At 70.9% G+C, this 17,659-nt stretch carries 13 protein-coding genes and 1 pseudogene; 7 read left to right on the plus strand and 7 right to left on the minus strand.

Features of this window, described 5'->3' with window-relative positions; translation table 11 throughout:
* Positions 1 to 101: 101 nt before the first annotated feature.
* The 5 genes and pseudogenes from OG331_RS06315 to OG331_RS06335 form a co-directional block, all read right to left on the minus strand.
* Positions 102 to 2,483 (minus strand): phosphoketolase, encoded by a 2,382-nt coding sequence (locus OG331_RS06315; protein ID WP_406209759.1) that lies wholly within the window; start codon positions 2,481 to 2,483, stop codon positions 102 to 104.
* A 753-nt stretch (positions 2,484 to 3,236) separates the two neighbouring features.
* Positions 3,237 to 3,431: pseudogene (locus tag OG331_RS06320) on the minus strand (ADP-ribosylglycohydrolase family protein); the annotation flags it as partial.
* A gap of 270 nt (positions 3,432 to 3,701) precedes the next feature.
* Complete coding sequence (locus OG331_RS06325; protein WP_406192505.1) at positions 3,702 to 5,075, minus strand: MFS transporter; 1,374 nt, start codon at positions 5,073 to 5,075, stop codon at positions 3,702 to 3,704.
* A 101-nt stretch (positions 5,076 to 5,176) separates the two neighbouring features.
* Positions 5,177 to 5,647, minus strand: coding sequence for an RpiB/LacA/LacB family sugar-phosphate isomerase (locus OG331_RS06330; RefSeq protein ID WP_328430262.1), 471 nt, complete (start codon positions 5,645 to 5,647; stop codon positions 5,177 to 5,179).
* A 189-nt stretch (positions 5,648 to 5,836) separates the two neighbouring features.
* The gene (locus OG331_RS06335) at positions 5,837 to 6,847 is read right to left on the minus strand and encodes a LacI family DNA-binding transcriptional regulator (protein WP_406192508.1); all 1,011 of its coding nucleotides are present in this window, start codon (positions 6,845 to 6,847) and stop codon (positions 5,837 to 5,839) included.
* 706 nt (positions 6,848 to 7,553) lie between these two features.
* Here OG331_RS06335 and ltnD point away from each other — a divergent pair.
* The 7 genes from ltnD to OG331_RS06370 are packed head-to-tail and all read left to right on the plus strand — an operon-like array spanning position 7,554 to position 14,513.
* The gene (gene ltnD, locus OG331_RS06340) at positions 7,554 to 8,516 is read left to right on the plus strand and encodes an L-threonate dehydrogenase (protein ID WP_406192511.1); all 963 of its coding nucleotides are present in this window, start codon (positions 7,554 to 7,556) and stop codon (positions 8,514 to 8,516) included.
* A 1-nt stretch (position 8,517) separates the two neighbouring features.
* The gene (otnK, locus tag OG331_RS06345; protein WP_406192514.1) at positions 8,518 to 9,801 is read left to right on the plus strand and encodes a 3-oxo-tetronate kinase; all 1,284 of its coding nucleotides are present in this window, start codon (positions 8,518 to 8,520) and stop codon (positions 9,799 to 9,801) included.
* Positions 9,798 to 10,490 (plus strand): aldolase, encoded by a 693-nt coding sequence (locus tag OG331_RS06350; protein ID WP_406192517.1) that lies wholly within the window; start codon positions 9,798 to 9,800, stop codon positions 10,488 to 10,490. Before otnK ends, OG331_RS06350 begins: the two co-directional genes overlap by 4 nt.
* A 54-nt stretch (positions 10,491 to 10,544) precedes the next feature.
* Entirely contained in the window at positions 10,545 to 11,855 is a 1,311-nt protein-coding gene (locus OG331_RS06355; RefSeq protein WP_406192520.1) for an MFS transporter, read from the plus strand.
* Between the two features lie 44 nt (positions 11,856 to 11,899).
* The gene (otnI, locus tag OG331_RS06360; protein WP_406192523.1) at positions 11,900 to 12,712 is read left to right on the plus strand and encodes a 2-oxo-tetronate isomerase; all 813 of its coding nucleotides are present in this window, start codon (positions 11,900 to 11,902) and stop codon (positions 12,710 to 12,712) included.
* Positions 12,709 to 13,755, plus strand: a complete 1,047-nt coding sequence (gene denD / locus OG331_RS06365; RefSeq protein ID WP_406192526.1) for a D-erythronate dehydrogenase — start codon at positions 12,709 to 12,711, stop codon at positions 13,753 to 13,755. The genes otnI and denD overlap by 4 nt, the downstream gene beginning before the upstream one ends.
* 5 nt (positions 13,756 to 13,760) lie before the next feature.
* Positions 13,761 to 14,513: a FadR/GntR family transcriptional regulator gene (locus tag OG331_RS06370; RefSeq protein WP_406192529.1), complete on the plus strand. Its 753-nt coding sequence runs from the start codon at positions 13,761 to 13,763 to the stop codon at positions 14,511 to 14,513.
* 294 nt (positions 14,514 to 14,807) lie between these two features.
* Here OG331_RS06370 and OG331_RS06375 read toward each other — a convergent pair whose 3' ends face one another.
* Entirely contained in the window at positions 14,808 to 15,665 is an 858-nt protein-coding gene (locus tag OG331_RS06375) for an MBL fold metallo-hydrolase (RefSeq protein ID WP_406192532.1), read from the minus strand.
* 498 nt (positions 15,666 to 16,163) lie between these two features.
* A complete protein-coding gene (locus OG331_RS06380) occupies positions 16,164 to 17,657 on the minus strand; it encodes an aminobutyraldehyde dehydrogenase (RefSeq protein WP_406192535.1) in 1,494 nt (497 codons plus the stop codon).
* Between the last annotated feature and the right edge of the window lie 2 nt (positions 17,658 to 17,659).

A 17,659-nucleotide genomic window follows, 5' to 3' on the forward strand; every position in this document is an offset into this window, starting at 1 on the left:
TGCCTCCGCGCGGCCCAGTGCCGCGCGGAGGTAGATGCGGCCCAAGCCGCTGCCGCCCCGTACGGTGCAGGTGGGTGAACTCCTTCCGGGAGCAGGCCAATTCAGGCGTTCCAGGCCCATTCGGCGACTTCGGGCAGGTCGGTGCCGTGTTCGCGGATCCAGGCGTGGTGGCGGGTGCGGGCGTCGGCCATCTGTTGGCGTACGGCGGCGGCCCGGACGGCCAGGCCGGGGACGCGGTCGATGACGTCCATGACCAGGCGGTATCGGTCCAGGTCATTGCGGACGACCATGTCGAACGGTGTGGTCGTGGTACCGGACTCCTTGTAGCCACGTACGTGCATGTTCGGGTGGCCGGTGCGGCGGTAGGCGAGGCGGTGGATCAGCCACGGGTAGCCGTGGTAGGCGAAGATCACCGGCTTGTCGGTGGTGAACAGGCCGTCGTACTCGAACTCGGGCATGCCGTGCGGGTGCTCCTCGCGCGGCAGCAGCCGGGTCATGTCGACGACGTTGACCACGCGGACGGCGAGTTGGGGCAGGTGACGGCGGAGCAGTTGGGCGGCGGCCAGGACCTCCTGGGTGGGCACGTCGCCGGCGCAGGCGAGGACGACGTCCGGTTCGGCGCCGTTCTCCGTGCCGGCCCAGTCCCAGATGCCGGCGCCGCGTGCGCAGTGGGCGCGGGCGGCGTCCATGGACAGCCAGTCGAAACAGGGCTGCTTGCCGGCCACGATCACGTTGACATAGTCGCGGCTGCGCAGGGCGTGGTCGGCGACGGACAGGAGGGTGTTGGCGTCCGGCGGCAGATAGACCCGTACGACCTCGGGGCTCTTGTTGAGGACGTGGTCGACGAAGCCGGGATCCTGGTGGGAGAAGCCGTTGTGGTCCTGCCGCCACACGTGCGAGGTGAGCAGGTAGTTGAGGGAGGCGATGGGGGCGCGCCACGGCAGCTCCCTGGACGTCTTCAGCCACTTGATGTGCTGGTTGACCATCGAGTCGACGATGTGCACGAAGGCCTCGTAGCAGGAGAACAGTCCGTGCCGGCCGGTGAGGAGGTAGCCCTCCAGCCAGCCCTGGCAGAGGTGTTCGGAGAGGATCTCCATCACCCGGCCGTGCCGGTCCAGGTGCTCGTCGACCGGAAGGGTCTGGGCCTGCCAGGCCTTGCCGCTGGCGTTGAACACGGCCTGGAGCCGGTTGGACGCGGTCTCGTCCGGGCCGACCAGGCGGAAGTCGCGTCGGCGTGCGGTGTCCTTCATGACCTGCTCGAGGAGGTCGCCGAGGACTCGGGTCGGTTCGTGGAGGGTCGTTCCGGGCTTGTCGACGGGCACGGCGAAGGAGTCAAGCGGCCTGATGGGCAGGTCTCGGAGGAGGAGCCCACCGTTGGCGTACGCGGTGGCGCCCAGGCGCCTGGAACCGTCGGGAACGCAGGCGAGGACGTCGGCGACGGGTCGGCCGTCCGGGTGGAACAGTTCCTCGGGCCGGTACGAGCGCAGCCATGCCTCCAGCTGCCGTAGATGCTCCGGGTTTTCCCGTACGCCGGCGAGTGGGACCTGGTGGGCACGCCAGGTTCCCTCCACCGGCAGGCCGTCGACCTCGGCAGGGCCGGTCCAGCCCTTCGGGGTGCGCAGCACGATCATCGGCCAGTGGACGCGTTCACCGGCGTCGCCCTCGCGGGCGGAGCGCTGCATCAGGGCGATCCGGTCCAGTGCCTCGTCGAAGGCTTGGGCCATCGCCCGGTGGACGGCGGCGGGGTCGTCGCCGGTGACGTGGAGCGGCTCGTGGCCGTATCCCCGAAGCAGCTGGTCGAGTTCGGCATCGGGGAGGCGGGACAGCACGGTCGGGTTGGCGATCTTGTAGCCGTTGAGGTGCAGGATGGGCAGGACCGCGCCGTCGTGGACCGGGTCGAGGAACTTGTTGGAGTGCCAGGAAGCGGCCAGTGGTCCGGTCTCCGCCTCACCGTCGCCGATGACGCATGCGACGAGCAGGTGCGGGTTGTCGAAGGCGGCGCCGTAGGCGTGGGCGAGCGAGTAGCCGAGCTCGCCGCCCTCGTGGATGGACCCCGGCACCTCCGGCGCCACGTGACTGGGCACACCCCCCGGGAAGGAGAACTGCCGGAACAGCTGCGCCATCCCCTCCGCGTCGCGCGACACGTCCGGGTAGATCTCGCTGTAGCTGCCGTCCAGCCACGCGCCGGCGAGTACGGACGGACCGCCGTGCCCGGGGCCCCACACGCACAGCGCGTCGAGTCCGCGCGCCTTGATGACACGGTTGAGGTGGGTGTACACGAGGTTGAGCCCGGGCGAGGTGCCCCAGTGGCCGAGCAGCCGGGGCTTGATGTGCTCCGGCTTCAGGGGCTCGGTCAGCAGCGGGTTCGACATCAGGTAGATCTGTCCCGCGGCGAGGTAGTTGGCGGCGCGCCAGTGGGCTTCGAGCGTACGCAGTTCGTCGTCGGGCAGTGCGGTGGCGTTCTGGTGTTCCACCTTGGACATTGGGAACTCCGGAAGTCGTCGATTCAGGTCGCAGGGCCGTGAAACTGGAAGGGTCAGCCGCAGGACGGCGACCCTGTCGAGCAGGGCGTCCTGCCCGAATGCTCGCCCCCGCTCGGGCACGATGGCGACCGGACAGGCCGAGTTGTACAGCACTCCGTAGGCCACCCGGCCCAACCGCAGCCCGAAGTGCCGGTGGTGACGCTCGGCGCCCACGCCCCGGAGGCTGGGCCCCGCGCGAGGCGTCCGCGACGTTCCAGGTGGTGACCTCGACCGCAGGCCGGTGAGTTACGACAGGGGCGGGGACGTCGCGCGGCGCCTTTTCCAGTACCTCCACCGCTTCCAGTACCTCCACCGCCTGCTGCTCATGCATGCGGGGAGGTTCCCCGGCGAGCACAGGGTGGTCGATGGTCTCGTGTGAGGCACTGCCAGGCCCGTACCGCGTCCAGGACCGAGCCCCCGCCGCCGCGTCTCGGCTGCGGCGAAACGCACCGCCGGCGTCGCCGGGCTCCCGCCGAGGCCGACCACGATGTGGCTGTGCGTTCCCGGCCGGACCTGGTTGTCGTCACTGCGGCGTGCGACGACCATCGGGCAATGCGCGTGCCCGGCGACGGTCAGGCTCGCCGACCCCCAGCAGCGCCTCGGTGATGCCGCCGTGACCGCAGATGCCCGTCACCAGCCGGGAGGCGCTGCGGCCTTCCCGTACGAGGGCGCCTTCGAGCTCCTAGGGCAGCATGAGGGTGGAGACCGATCGGTTCAGCCTCCGAGGCGGTGTGCAAGGCGGAGCAGATCTGCCAGGTGCAGCACCCGTCCGTCGGCCCCTGGGAGGGGGACATGGAGCGGCTGGGTCCAGCGGGCGGGGATCGCATCCAGCCCGTAGTACGCCCCTGCGAGGCCTCCGCTCACCGCGGCGACGGTGTCCGTGTCGCCGCCGAGGTTGATCGCCGCACGAGTGAACGGCTTCGTCCACGAATGCCGCGGTGGCGGCCTGTTCGGTCGGTCCGCGATTGCATGTGAGCGTCACGGCAACTCCCTGGATGGCGGGGCTGTCGGCCGGCTCCCGTATGTCTGTTCCGGCCGTCGGAATCCCATGAACCGCGCCCCGGGGAGGCTCTGCCCATGGTGTGGCGGACGAGGGCACATGCGGCGGCGTGCCACAGCCCGGGGAGGTCGTGGCACGCCGCTCGCACCGCCGGATCGCCGGATCGCCGGATCGCCGGATCAGGGACGCTGCCGGGAGGCATCATGGCGGGATGCCTGCTGCGACGGGATACCGTCCAGCTTCACCGTCGCCTCGGCGGCGGCAGCGGACGCCCGCTGAGCGGGACCCCAGGTCTCGCGCGTGGCGAGCACACCCATGAGCCCGATGAGGGCAACGGTCACATAGAAGCCCGCCGGGCCCCACCAGTCGAAGGAATCGGCAAGCAGCACGGCGACGAACGGCGCGAACCCTGCCACGGACGCGGCCGTCTGATAGCCGAGCGAGGCACCCGAGGTGCGAGTTCCGGTGCGGAACAGCTCGGCGAACCACGCCGCCTGAGTACCCGTCAGCGCCGCGTGGATGACGCCGATGGCGATGAGGAACACCAGCACGATCAGCACCGGCGCGCCGGTGTTGGCCATCACGTACATCGGAATGCCGAAGGCCGCGGCCAGCAGGCAGCCCACCAGGTAGACGGGCCGGCGTCCCACGCGGTCGGTCAGGGCGCCGGACAGGACCGTGGTGCCCACGGCCACCAGACTGGCGACGACCACGCCGGCCAGTGCGACGCTGCGGTCGTCCGCGTCGCGGTCGGTGATGTACGACAGCAGATACGTGGCCGTCAGGTAGTAGGCACACGACTCGACGACACGCAGAGCGATGATGCGCAGGATGTTGCGCCAGTCGTCGCGCAGGACGGACACCAGCGGATTGCGCACGGTGCCGCCCTCGGCCTTGGCCGCCTCGAACTCCGGGGATTCGCTCAGCTTCATCCGTACGACGAGACCCACGACGATCAGCAGGGAACTGGCGAGGAACGGCAGCCGCCAGGCCCAGTCGCCGTCGAGGGACGCGGAGAGCAGGAAGGCGATGTTGGCGAACGCGATGCCGAGCGGGTTGCCGGCCTGCGGTATCGCCGCATAGAGACCGCGGCGCCTGCGGGGAGCGTGCTCGTACGTCATCATCACCGCGCCACCCCACTCGGCGCCGAACGCCAGGCCCTGGACGCAACGGATGACGACCAGCAGAACGGGTGCGATGACACCCACCTGCTGATACGTGGGCAGCAGGCCGATCAGGACCGTGGCGAAGCCCATGACCAGCAGCGCACCGACGAGCACAGGCTTGCGGCCGTGCCGGTCGCCGAGGTACCCGCCGAGCGCGCCGCCCACGGGGCGCATCAGGAAACCCACGCCGAGGGTCACGAAGGCGAGCAGGGTGCCGACGACGGGATCGGACTCAGGGAAGAAGGCATCGCCGAAGTAGAGGGCGGAGGCGGTGCCGTAGGCGACGAAGTCGTAGTTCTCCACACAGGTGCCTGCCGCGGAGGCGAGTGCGGTCTTGATACGTCCTGTTCGGGCGCTGTCGACGGTGGGGGTACTGGGCGCGCTCATGCCGGGTCTCCTTCGATCGCGGTATGCGCGGGGGACGGTTGGCCCATCGGCCTGTGGGGGGTGGGGAGTTGTGGGGATGGAGGTGCGGGGGCGCACACCTCCTAGAGCCGGTCGGCGAGCTCTCGTGCCGACCGGAGTTCCAGTTCGTGGAGCTTGGCGACGCGCCGCACGGTGTCGTCGTCGTTGTCGAACGTCGCGGCGAGGAACGCCTCCAGGACCTCGGTCGCCGTCGCCGGGCCGACAAGCCAGGCACCCATGGCGATGGCGTTGGCGTCGTCGTGCTCGACGGCCTGGTGGGCCGAGTACACGTCGTGGCCCAGTCCGCACCGGATCCCGGCGATCTTGTTGGCGGCCATCAGGGCGCCCGCGCCGGTGCCGCACACCAGAACGGCCCGGTCGGCCTCGCCTTGGCGTACCGCGTCGCAGGTGGCGAAGGTGATGTCCGGGAAGTCGACGGGTGTCTCGCTGTCGCTTCCCCGGTCGAGCACTTCGTGGCCGAGTCCGAGCAGCACCTGGCGCACGTGTTCCTTGAGCGCCAGGCCCGCGTGGTCGTTCCCGAGTGCGATGCGCATGGTCGGTCCTTTCCGGTGAGGGGTGCGCGGGCCGTTCAGGACCTCGCGCGGTTCTTGATCGATGTCGTCGTGCGGGCAGGGGACACCGTCGGCATGCCGGTTTCCCCGTCCAGCCCTCGGGTCGGGGTGTCGGGATGTTGCCGGCTTGAACGGCCGTCGGTGGCGGGGGGAATGGCGCCGCCCGGTCGGTCAGTCGGCGGGCCGTCCGGTGGAGGACTCGCGTACGACGAGCCGCATGGGCTGGACGACGGACTCGGCGGGCCGGCCCTCGATGACGTCCAGCAGCAGCCTCATCGCGCTCTCGCCGAGCGCGCGTGCGTCGTGGGCCACCACGGTCAGCGGCGGGTCGAGTTCCTTGAACCATTCGATGTCGTCGAACGAGACCAGTGCCAGATCGGTGCCGATGCGCAGCCCCCGGCGCCGTACCTCGCCCAGTGCCCCGACCGCCATGAGGCTGTCCGCGGCCAGCATTGCGGTCGGTGGACGTCTGCCGGCGAGCAGCGTGGCGGCCGCGGTGCTGCCGCTCGCGCTGCGGAAGTCACCCACGGCGATGAGCGCCGGATCCTCGTCCAGGCCGTGGCTGGCCACGGCGGCCAGGAACGCGTCGTGCCGGGCACGGCCGGTGGACACGGACGGCGGTCCCCCGATGTAGCCGATCCGGGTGTGGCCGTGGGCGGCGAGATGGGCGACGGCGAGATCGACGCCCTGTGCGTTGTCGGCCGTCACGCTGGGGACGTCGAAGTCCTCAACCGTCCGGTCGACGAACACCAGCGGAGTGCGGGCCTGTTCGAGCGCGCGCAGGTTCCCGCTGCCCTCACCCTGCGGGGCGACGATGATCCCGTCGACCCGCTGGGTGAGGAACGCCTCCAGATAGGTGTCCTGTTGCGTGGTGTCCTCGTTCGCGTTGGCGAGCAGGGTCACGTACGACGCGGCGAGCGCCGCCTGTTCGGCACCGTGCGCGACTTCGGCGAAGAACGGGTTGCGTACGTCGGACAGGAGCAGGCCCACCGCGTTGCTGCGGGCCGAGCGCAGGGCGCGCGCACGTGCGTCGGGCCGGTAGCCCAGTTCCGTGACGGCGCTCCGCACGCGCTCCCGTGCCGCGGCCGAGGTCGCGGGGCTACCGGACAGCACACGCGAGACGGTGCCCACGGAGACGCCCGCGCGGGTTGCGACATCCTTGATGGTCACGGTGTTGTCCATGGTCGCCTCTCGGGTGCGAAGGCTGTGCGTCCTTGGGCGAACGGGCCCGAGGAGTGGCGGAAACGTTTCCATGGAAACGTTTCCGCCGGGATCATGGAGGACACCGTTCCGGCGCGTCAAGGGTTCTGACACCACACCGTTCGCCGCGCCGGCGGCGGCTTTCATCGCCTCGCTGATCTCCACCGAACCGCCGCACCGCACCGTCCAGGACCTCCCTGTCCGAGTGAGCCGCACTGGCAGGCGCACTTCTCGTTCGGCCCGTTCGGCACGACCACCCTCGTCGCGGGAGCCTTCTGAGCGGTACGACCCGAGCGCGGGTCGGCGCGGACGCGGGTCGGCGCGGACGCGACCCAAGCGCCGGGGAACCAGACGGCGATGTAGTTGCTTGACGGCATCGCGCAGCACCGGTGGTGACGGCCCCCCTCCCATGGACTGTCCGCACCCAGCGACAGCACCTCGCCCGAGGTGCCTTCGCCCGGACCCGTGGAGCTGTCGCAGGACCGGCAGCGGGCACTCTTGCCCGCCCCGTCTCAGGACCCCGACCGCGATCCCGCATTCATGTGACCGGCATCACAGTATGCAGGGAGTTCATCCTCAGGTCATCATATGACCCGATCGCCGCACGACCGGGCGAGCGAGCAAGGCCGCGCGCGGTCCGAGACCGGGCCGCGCCCGGTGAGAGCCGCACAGCAGGACGAGGATGGGCATGAACGACCAGCAGACGCCGGACAGGTCGGCACGGCCGCCGCGCGTGGGCGTGGTGGGGCTCGGGGCCATGGGTCTCGGCATGGCACGCAGCCTGCGCGGCGCGGGCCACCAGGTGGGGGTCCACGACCTCCGACCGCAGGTGGCCGCGGACTTCGCCCGGGACGGCGGCACCGCGTACGCCTCCCCCGCCGCCCTCGCCGCCGAGACGGACGTCCTCGTCGGCGTCGTGGTCAACGCCGCGCAGGTCGAGGCCGTGCTGTTCGGCCCCGAAGGCGCCGCCGACCGACTCCGCCCGGGTGCCGTCTACGTGATGTGCTCAACGGTCGACCCCGGCTGGTCCGCCGAGCTGGAGGGGCGGCTGGCCGAGAAGGGCGTGCTGTACCTGGACGCCCCCATCTCCGGCGGCGCCGTCCGCGCGGCCGCCGGCGAGCTCACCATGATGACCTCCGGCTCCCCCGCCGCGTACGCACTCGCCGACCCGGTCCTGGAGGCCATGAGCAGCACGGTCTACCGGCTGGGCGAGCGGGCCGGGCTCGGCTCCAAGGTCAAGATCGTGAACCAGCTGCTCGCGGGCGTGCACATCGCGGCGGCGGCCGAGGCGATGGCCCTCGGCATCAAGGCCGGGGTCCCGGCCGAAGCCCTGTACGAGGTCATCACGCACAGCGCGGGCAACTCCTGGATGTTCGAGAACCGCATGGCGCATGTGCTCGCCGGGGACTACACGCCGCTGTCCGCAGTCGACATCTTCGTCAAGGACCTCGGGCTGGTGCTCGACGCCGCGCGACCCGACAGGTTCCCGCTCCCCCTCGCCTCCACCGCGCACCAGGTGTTCCTGCACGCCTCGGCTTCCGGGCTCGGCGGCGAGGACGACAGCGCGGTGATCAAGATCTTCCCGGGCGTGGACCTGCCGAAGCCGGCCAACCTCCCGGATCCGACGGACCTGCCCAAGGCGGAGGGCTGACATGGGAATCCGACTCGGCTGCCTCGCCGACGACTTCACCGGCGCCACCGACCTCGCGAACAACCTCGTGCGTGCGGGCATGCGCGTCGTCCAGCTGATCGACGTACCGGAGGACCGGATCGACGGGCAGGCCATCGACGCCGACGCCGTCGTCATCGCCCTCAAGTCGCGGACGACCCCCGCCTCCGACGCCGTCGACGCCTCACTCCGGGCCCTCGCCTGGCTGCGGTCCGCCGGCGCCGAGCAGATCTACTTCAAGTACTGCTCCACCTTCGACTCCACCCCTGCGGGCAACATCGGCCCGGTCACCGAGGCGCTGATGGACGCCCTGGGCGCGGACTTCACGATCGCCACTCCGGCGTTCCCCGACAACGGCCGCACTGTCTTCAAGGGCCACCTCTTCGTCGGTGACGTGCTGCTCAGCGACAGCGGGATGCGGCACCATCCGCTCACGCCGATGACCGATTCCAACCTCGTGTCCGTACTGCAGGCGCAGACCGGGCGGCCCGTCGGTCTCGTCGACCACACCGTCGTCGCGGGCGGCGCCGACGCCGTCCGGACCCGGTTCGACGAGCTGCGCAAGGAGGGTGCCGGGGTCGCGATCGTCGACGCCGTGTCCAACGACGACCTCGTGCGGCTGGGCGAGGCGGCACGGGACCTGCCGCTGGTGACAGCCGGTTCCGGACTCGCGATCGGGCTGCCCGCGAACTGGGGCTTCGAGCCGTCCGCCGCGGCCGCGCAACTGCCGCCGGCCGGCGGGCACGCCGCCGTCGTCTCCGGTTCTGTGTCCACCGCCACGAACGGGCAGGTGCTGGAGTTCCTGCGCACCGGACGGCCCGCCTACAGCGTGGACCCGCTGCGGATCGCGGCCGGTGAGGACGTGGCCGGGCAGGCGCTCGCCTTCGCCGACGCGCACCTCGGCGACGGGCCGGTCCTCGTCTACTCCACCGAGGCACCCGATACGGTACGGGCCGTCCAGGTCCGGCTCGGTGCCGCCGAGGCGGGTGAGCTGGTGGAGCGGACGCTGGCCCGGGTGGCACAGGGACTCGTGGAGCGCGGGGTCCGCCGGCTCGTCGTCGCGGGCGGCGAGACCTCGGGCGCCGTCGTCCAGGCGCTCGGCATCACCCGCCTCCGTATCGGACCGCAGATCGCGCCCGGGGTGCCGTGGTGCGCGGCGACGCTGCCCGGCGGCGACACCCTCCACATCACCCTCAAGTCCGGCAACTTCGGCGGCCCCGACTTCTTCACAGGCTCGCTGGCCCTCCTGGAGGGGGAGGCGTCGTGACCACCGACAGGACCACGGACACCACACCGGACACCACCGTGGACGCCGCGCGCCGCGAGATCGTCCGGGTCGGCACCAGCCTGTTCGCCCGGGGATACGTGCACGCCAGTGCCGGAAACATCAGCGCGCGGGTCGGTGACAGCCACCTGATCACACCCACCGACGCCGCCCTCGGCTTCCTCGACCCCGACCGGCTCGCGCTGGTCGACGCCTCCGGTGAGCAGGTGGCGGGCGACCGCGCCAGCAAGACCCTCGCGCTGCACCGGCGCATCTACGAGGCCGACCCCACGGCCCGGTTCGTCGTCCACACCCACTCCACGCACCTGGTCGGGCTCACCCTGGCCGGTGTGTGGCACCAGGACGACGTGCTCCCGCCCATCACCCCGTACTACGTGATGAAGGTGGGGCACGTTCCGCTCGTCCCTTACCACCGGCCCGGCGATCCGCGTGTGGCCGACCTGGTGACCGCCCGGATCGCCGACCGGGCGGCGGGCGGCACCCCGATCAGGGCAGTGCTGCTGGAACGTCTCGGCCCCGTCGTCTGGGGTCCCGATCCGGCCACCGCCCTCGCCGTCCTCGAGGAACTCGAGGAGACGGCACGTCTCTGGCTCCTGACCGATCGTCGCCCTGAGCCACTCCCCCGTCACGCGATCGACGAACTGAGGTCCACGTTCCGAGCAGCGTGGTGACCAGCCCCCCACCCCGTCAGAGAATCCCCTGAGCCGCTTACGAAGGATTGCTGCATGTCCCTGTCTGCGACGACGGGCGAGGCCACCCCCGACCTCGCCCGTGAGAACGCCGTCTTCCGCAAGGTCGTACGACGCATCGTCCCCTTCCTGATCCTCTGCTACGCCTTCTCGTACCTGGACCGCGTCAACGTCGGCTTCGCCAAGCTGCAGATGTCGGACGACCTGGGGTTCAGCGAGGCCGCGTACGGCCTGGGCGCCGGTCTGTTCTTCATCGGCTACTTCCTCTTCGAGGTGCCGTCGAACCTGATGCTGCAGCGCATCGGCGCCCGTACCTGGATCGCCCGGATCATGATCACCTGGGGCTTGGTCTCGGCGTCGTTCATGTTCGTCAACAGCGAGACCACGTTCTACGTGCTCCGGTTCCTGCTCGGTGCCGCGGAGGCCGGCTTCTACCCGGGCGTGATCCTCTACTGCACCTACTGGTTCCCCTCGCACCGGCGGGCCCGGGTGATCGCGCTGTTCATGTCCGCGATCCCGGTCGCCGGCATCTTCGGCAACCCGCTCTCCGGCTGGATCATGGACCGTTTCCAGGGCGTGAACGGCTGGCAGGGCTGGCAGTGGATGTTCCTGCTGGAGGCCATCCCGGCGCTGATCATCGGTGTGGCGACGCTGTTCTACCTCGACAACGGAGTGCGCGACGCGAAGTGGCTCAGCGACGAGGAGAAAGGCATCGTCGAGCGGGCGATCGCCGAGGACGCCGCGCACCAGACGGTGCACGGCAAGGTGTGGGACGCGTTCCGCGAGCCCAAGGTGTGGCTGATGTGCCTCATCTACTTCTGCTTCGTGATGGGCCAGTACGCCCTGACCTTCTGGATGCCCACCTTCGTCCAGTCCACCGGCATCGAGGGCAGCCTCGCGATCGGTGTGCTGAGCGCCGTGCCGTTCCTTGCCGCGCTCGTCGCGATGAACGTGTTCGGGCGATCCGCGGACAAGCTCCGTGAGCGCCGCTGGCACCTGGTGATCCCGTCGCTGATGGGCGCCGTCGGCTTCTCGCTCGCGGCGAGCTGGTCCGGGTCGACCGCACTGTCCCTGGCCGCGCTGTCCTTCGCCGCGGCCGGTGTGCTGACCTGTGCCCCGCTGTTCTGGTCGCTGCCGACCGCGTTCCTGGGCGGCACCGCCGCGGCCGCCGGTCTCGCCGTCATCAACTCGGTGGGCAACCTGGCCGGCTTCGTCAGCCCGTACATGATCGGCGCGCTCAAGGACGCGACCGGTTCGACCGAGCTCCCGATGTACGTGCTGGCGCTCAGCCTCGTCGTCGGCGCGGGCGCGGTCCTCACCACGAAGAAGCAGATCGTCAACCGCTAGCCGGGCCGGATCGTCAACCGCCGGCCCGACCGAGGAGCCACACCATGCCGAGGTTCGCCGCGAACCTGTCGATGATGTACACCGAGCACGAATTCCCCGACCGTTTCGCCGCGGCCTCGGCGGACGGCTTCGAGGCCGTCGAGTACCTCTTCCCGTACGCCTACGAGGCCGCCGAACTGCGCCGCCTGCTCGACGAGAACGGCCTGCGCCAGGTCCTCTTCAACGCACCGCCCGGCGCCTGGGACTCCGGCGAGCGCGGTACCGCGGCGCTGCCCGGGCGCGAGGCCGAGACCCGCGCCGGGATCGAACGGGCCCTGGAGTACGCGGCGGCCCTCGGCAGCCCCCGGGTGCACGTGATGGCCGGACTGGTCGGGCCCGACGCCGTGCCCGCGGCCCGGGACACGTACCTGGCCAATCTCGCCTGGGCCGCCGAGAAGGCCGCCGCGGTCGGCGTCGACATCCTGATCGAGCCGATCAACGGCCGTGACATGCCCGGCTACTTCCTGAGCCGGCAGGCCGAAGCGCACGCCGTGGTCCAGTCGGTGGGCGCGCCGAATCTCAAGGTGCAGCTCGACCTCTACCACTGCCAGATCGTCGAGGGTGACCTCACCACGACCCTGCGCCGGGACCTGCCGACCGGCCGGGTCGGCCATCTGCAGATCGCTGGCGTGCCCGACCGCCATGAGCCCGACCAGGGCGAACTCGCCATCGACCATCTGTTCGCCGTCATCGACGAGCTGGGCTTCGACGGCTGGATCGGCTGCGAGTACCGCCCCCGCGCCGGTACGAGCGAAGGGCTCGGCTGGCTGAAGAACAACCTGCACGTCCGAGGATTCCGAGGAGAAGAAACCGCATGAGGATCGTCATCACAGGTGGCTTCGGCTTCCTGGGCCGCCGGGTCGCCGCCGCACTGCTGGAGCGCCGGACGTTCCGCGGCGCGCCCGTCGACCGGCTCGTCCTCGCCGACCGGTTCGTACCGGCGGAGGCGCCCGAAGCGGCCGATCCGCTGGTCGACATCGTGCAGGGCGATCTGGGCGACCGGATCGGCGAGGTGTTCGCGGAGCCGGTGGACGTGCTGATCCATCTCGCCTCCGCGGTCTCGGCCGAGTGCGAGGCCGACTTCGACCTTGGGATGGGCGCCAACCTGGACACGACCAGGGCGCTGCTCGACGCCGCGCGGGCGCAGTCGGCCGCCGGCGGGCCGACGGTACGCGTCGTGTTCTCCAGCAGCGTCGCGGTGTACGGCTCCGACCCGACGCTGCCGCTGCCGCCGGTCGTCAGCGAGGCGACGCTGCCGACCCCACGGTCGAGCTACGGGACGCAGAAGCTGGTCTGCGAGCAACTCGTCGCCGAGTACACGCGGCGCGGTTTCCTCGACGGGCGGGTGGCCCGGCTGATGACCGTGTCGGTGCGGCCGGGCAAGCCGAACGCGGCCGCCTCCGGCTTCCTGTCCGGGATCGTCCGCGAACCGCTCGCGGGCCTGCCGGCGACCTGCCCGGTCGATCCCGCCCTGCGGGTGGCCCTGGCCTCGCCGCGGCGCACCGTCAAGGGCATCCTGCGCATCGCCGAGGCCGAGCGCGGCTCCGGTCCGGGCCGGATCGACGGCGGGGTGCCGGTCAACCTGCCGGCGCTCACGGTGTCCGTCGCCGACATGCTGGCCACACTGCGGCGGGTCGCCGGGGACTCCGTCGCCGACCTGGTGACGATCTCACCCGACCCGGCGGTCGAGGCCATCGTGGGCTCATGGCCGGCCGAGTTCGACAACGCCCGCGCCGCCGCCCTCGGCCTGGAGCCCGACCCGAGCTTCGAGTCAGTGGTACGCGACTACATCGAGGCGCACCCGGAGGCGGTCGTCGAGCCGCTCGCGGCGAGTTCGACGGGGTCCGCGCCGATAGACTGAACACCATGTTTTCCAAGGTGAGCGGTCCCGTCCGGCTCGCGGATCAGGTCGCCGCGATCCTCGCGGAGGAAATCGAGTCCGGACGGCTGGCCGAGGGCGACAAGCTGCCGACGGAAGTCGAGCTGGTCAAGCAGCTCGGCGTCAGCCGGACGGTGGTGCGCGAAGCCGTGTCCCGGCTCCGCAACGCGGGCCTGGTCGAGCCGCGCCAGGGCCGCGGCGTGTTCATCCTGCCGCGCCGCACCCGGCCGCTCGACCTGGAGGCCGAGGCCGCCGACACCAAGTCCAAGGTCCTGCAGATCGTGGAAGTGCGGCGCGCCATGGAGGGCGAGGCCGCGTCCCTCGCCGCCGCCCGCGCCACGGCCGCCGACCTCTCCCGTATGCGGGAGGCCCTGGACGCGATCGACGCGGCGGTCGCGGCCGGCGGTGACGGTGTGGAGGAGGACCTGGCCTTCCACCGGTCCATCGCCGAGTCGACCGGCAATGCGGTCATGGTCTCGACCATGCGGTATCTGGGCGAGGTCATGCGCAGTGGCATCCGCGTCACCCGCGCCAACGAGGCCCGCCGCGGCGACTTCATCGAAGAGGTCCGCAAGGAACACCACGCCATCTTCGCGGCAATCGGCACCGGCGACCCGGACGCGGCTCGCGCCGCCGCGCTGACCCACATGAAGCACGCGGCCTCCCGGCTCCAGGACGCGGACGAACGGTTCTGGACGGAGACGGAGGACCTGGCCGTGGACCTGGACGCTGCTCGCTGAACGGGTCAATGGCCGCTTGCCCGTGGTCGCCCACGAGTCGCCTGCACGCCCCGGTCCTGCCCATGCGGGGCTACTCTCAGGGACTCGCTCTCGCCGAGCGTGCCGAGCCCGTCGGCGTTCAGCTTCACCCGGGCCGTTGGGCTGAACCTCGAAGCTGAGCTTCGCGGACCGGACGTAGCTCCAGCCCAAAGGCGGCTGCCGCCTCACAGTCTTCAGTCCCGTCGACGACAGGACCGCCGAGAAATGGGAGCGTCTGCATGCCCTCTCGGCCTGGCCCTCGTCGAACGACCGCGATCACGCCGAGAGGAACGGCTCCGTCAGATGCGGCGTCGCCAGGTGGAGCGTGGTGGCGGTTCCGCGGCCGAGCATGCGCTCCCTTGAGTGCCTGGCCGCCTCAGGGTCGTCCTCGTGCGCGTAGGCGAGCTCGGGGTGGAGCAGCTGCAGCGCGTGCACCAGGAGGTCGCCGGTGACGAGCGCCAGCTCGCGCCCCTCGGCGACCAGCACGCTCTGGTGTCCGGGCGTGTGACCGGGCGTGGCGACCGCGCGCCCGGCGCGCAGCGGTGTGTCCCCGTCGAGGAGCCGGAGCCGACCGGCGGCCGCGAGCGGGTCGGTGAGGGTCTCACGAAGCTGCGGGTTGAGCGCGTCGAGGGCGTCGAACTCGGCCCGCTGGAGCAGGTATTCGGCGTTCGGAAAGTATGGGCGGCGGCCGCCGGTCGAAGCGTTGCCGTCCACCGCGCCGCCCACTGACGGGACGGCCGCCTCGGTCACGACCGCCCACCCGACGTGGTCGGTGTGCAGATGTGTGAGCACCACGGTGTCGACTTCGGCCGGGTCGATGCCGGCGCCGGCGAGGGACTCGGGGAGCGCACCGGGCACGGGCGCCCACGAGCCGGCCGGGCTGTCCGCCGGACCGATCCCGGCGTCCACGACGGTGAGGCCTTTGTCACCGCGTATCGCATACGCGCGGAACTGGAGCCGCCAGCGGCCCTCGGCGTCGACCGCGCCCGGGTCGTAGCGGTCGGCCTCGGCCCACTGAGCGGCCGTGGCCTCGGGGAAGGCCTCGGCGCGCGGGGAGAAGAACGGGCCCTCTCCGTCGGCGAGGGCGATGATCTCGGTCGAGCCGATCCAGAGGCGAGGAACGCGGAGGGACATGGCCGCGATCCTGCCACGCCTTCCACGCGGGTGGTGTCTCTCCCCGTGCCTCGATGATCTCGATGTGGGGCGAGGTGATCTCTCAGACGAACAGTGGGCAGTGCTGGGGTCGTTGCTGCCTGTGGCGCTGTTGGGTAGGACGCCGGAGTGCCAACGTCCCGCTCGGAAGGCGTAGCCGGCAGACCCGCGCCAGGACCCACGTCGCGCGGCTGTTCGGCGGCGTCGGCGCCGCGATGATCACGCCGATCACCCTCGGCGTCATCACCTCGCGGTAGGAGTCGCCGTCATGGCAGCCCCGTTCCTCTACGTCCTGGTCCGGGGGCCGCAGCACTCCACCCAGCCACCGGCACCGGCACCGGCACCGGCCGAGGCGACAACTCCGCAACGCCAGGAACGGCTCCGTCAGCACCGAGGGCGCCCACCATCACCCGTGGACGCCCCGACCCAGGGGGTCGTTGACACTCACCCCGCACATCCAAGGATTTCCCAGCTCCCGTGTCAGCACCCGTGGTTGTGCATCACGTGCTTGGTCCGCGAGTAGTCGTCCAGGGCGTAGATCGACAGGTCGCGGCCGTAGCCGGAGCCCTTGAAGCCGCCCCAGGGGACCTCGCCGGCCAGTACCAGATGGGAGTTGACCCAGACGGTCCCGAAGTCGAGCCTCGCCGGGATGTCGTGGCTGAGGCGGGCGTTCTCCGTCCACACCGACGCCGACAGGCCGAGCGGGACGTCGTTGGCCCGTCGTACCGCCTCCTCCTCGTCGGCGAAGGTCTCGACCGTGATCACCGGGCCGAAGATCTCCTCGCGGGCGACCTCGGCGCCTTCGGACACGTCGGTCAGGACGGTCGGGGCGATGAAGTAGCCGGGGCCGTCGAGAGCCTCCCCGCCGGTCGCCACTCGGACGCCGTCCTTCTTCGCACGCTCCAAGTACCCGCACACACGGTCGAAGTGGGCCTTGGAGACCATGGGGCCGACTTCCACGTCCTCGCCGCAGGTCGGCTCACCGACGACCAACGCCCGTACCTCGTCTACGAGTTGCTCGACGAACCGCTCGGCGACCGACTCGTGGACCAGTACGCGACAGGCGGCGTCGCACTCCTGGCCCGAGTTCCAGAAGCCCGCAACGCGCAATCCCGAAGCCGCAGCTGCCAGATCGGCGTCCGGGAAGATCACCACCGGTGCCTTGCCGCCGAGTTCGAGGTGGACGCGCTTGAGGCTCTCGGCGGCGGCCCGGGCCACGGCGCGGCCGCTGGCGACGGAGCCGGTCAGGGCGATCATGTCGACGTCCGGATGCTCGGCGAGCCGGGCGCCGGCGGTCGCGCCGTAGCCGTTCACGATGTTCAGCACCCCGGACGGCAGGAGATCGGTGACGAGTTCGGCGAACTTCAGGGTGGTCAGCGGGGTCTGCTCGGAGGGCTTGAGGACCAGGGTGTTGCCCGCGGCGAGGATGGGGGCGATCTTCCAGGCCGCCATGAGCAGGGGGTAGTTCCACGGGGTGACAACGCCGATCACCCCGAGTGGTTCGCGCAGAATGAGCGACAGGTGGTTCTCGGCGTAGTCGCCGGCGGCCATGGAGGTGGTCGCGCGCACAGCGCCGGCCATGAAGCGGAAGGTGTCGACGGTCATGGCGACGTCGTCGCGGGACACCGCGAGCGGCTTGCCGGTGTTGGCCGACTCCAGCCTGCTGAGGAGATCGGCGTGTTCGGCCACCCGGTCGGCGAGCGCGTGCAGCAGTTCGGAGCGCTCCTTGGGGACGTGCCGGGCCCACTCGGCCTTGGCCTTGCGAGCGGCGCCGACCGCCCGGTCGATGTCCTCGGCGGTGCCCTCGGGAATGCGGGCGATGATCTTCTCCGTACATGGGTCGACCACGTCGATGACACGGTCGGTCGAGCCCTCGACGAAGGTCCCGTCGATGAAGTGCCGGGCCGGGGGAAGGTCGGCGTCGCCGATCAGGGACGGCGCGTGCGGTGCCCGGCGGACAGCGGAAGGGGTCATGG

Source organism: Streptomyces sp. NBC_01017, from assembly GCF_045162795.1.
GTDB classification, from domain to species: domain Bacteria; phylum Actinomycetota; class Actinomycetes; order Streptomycetales; family Streptomycetaceae; genus Streptomyces; species Streptomyces machairae.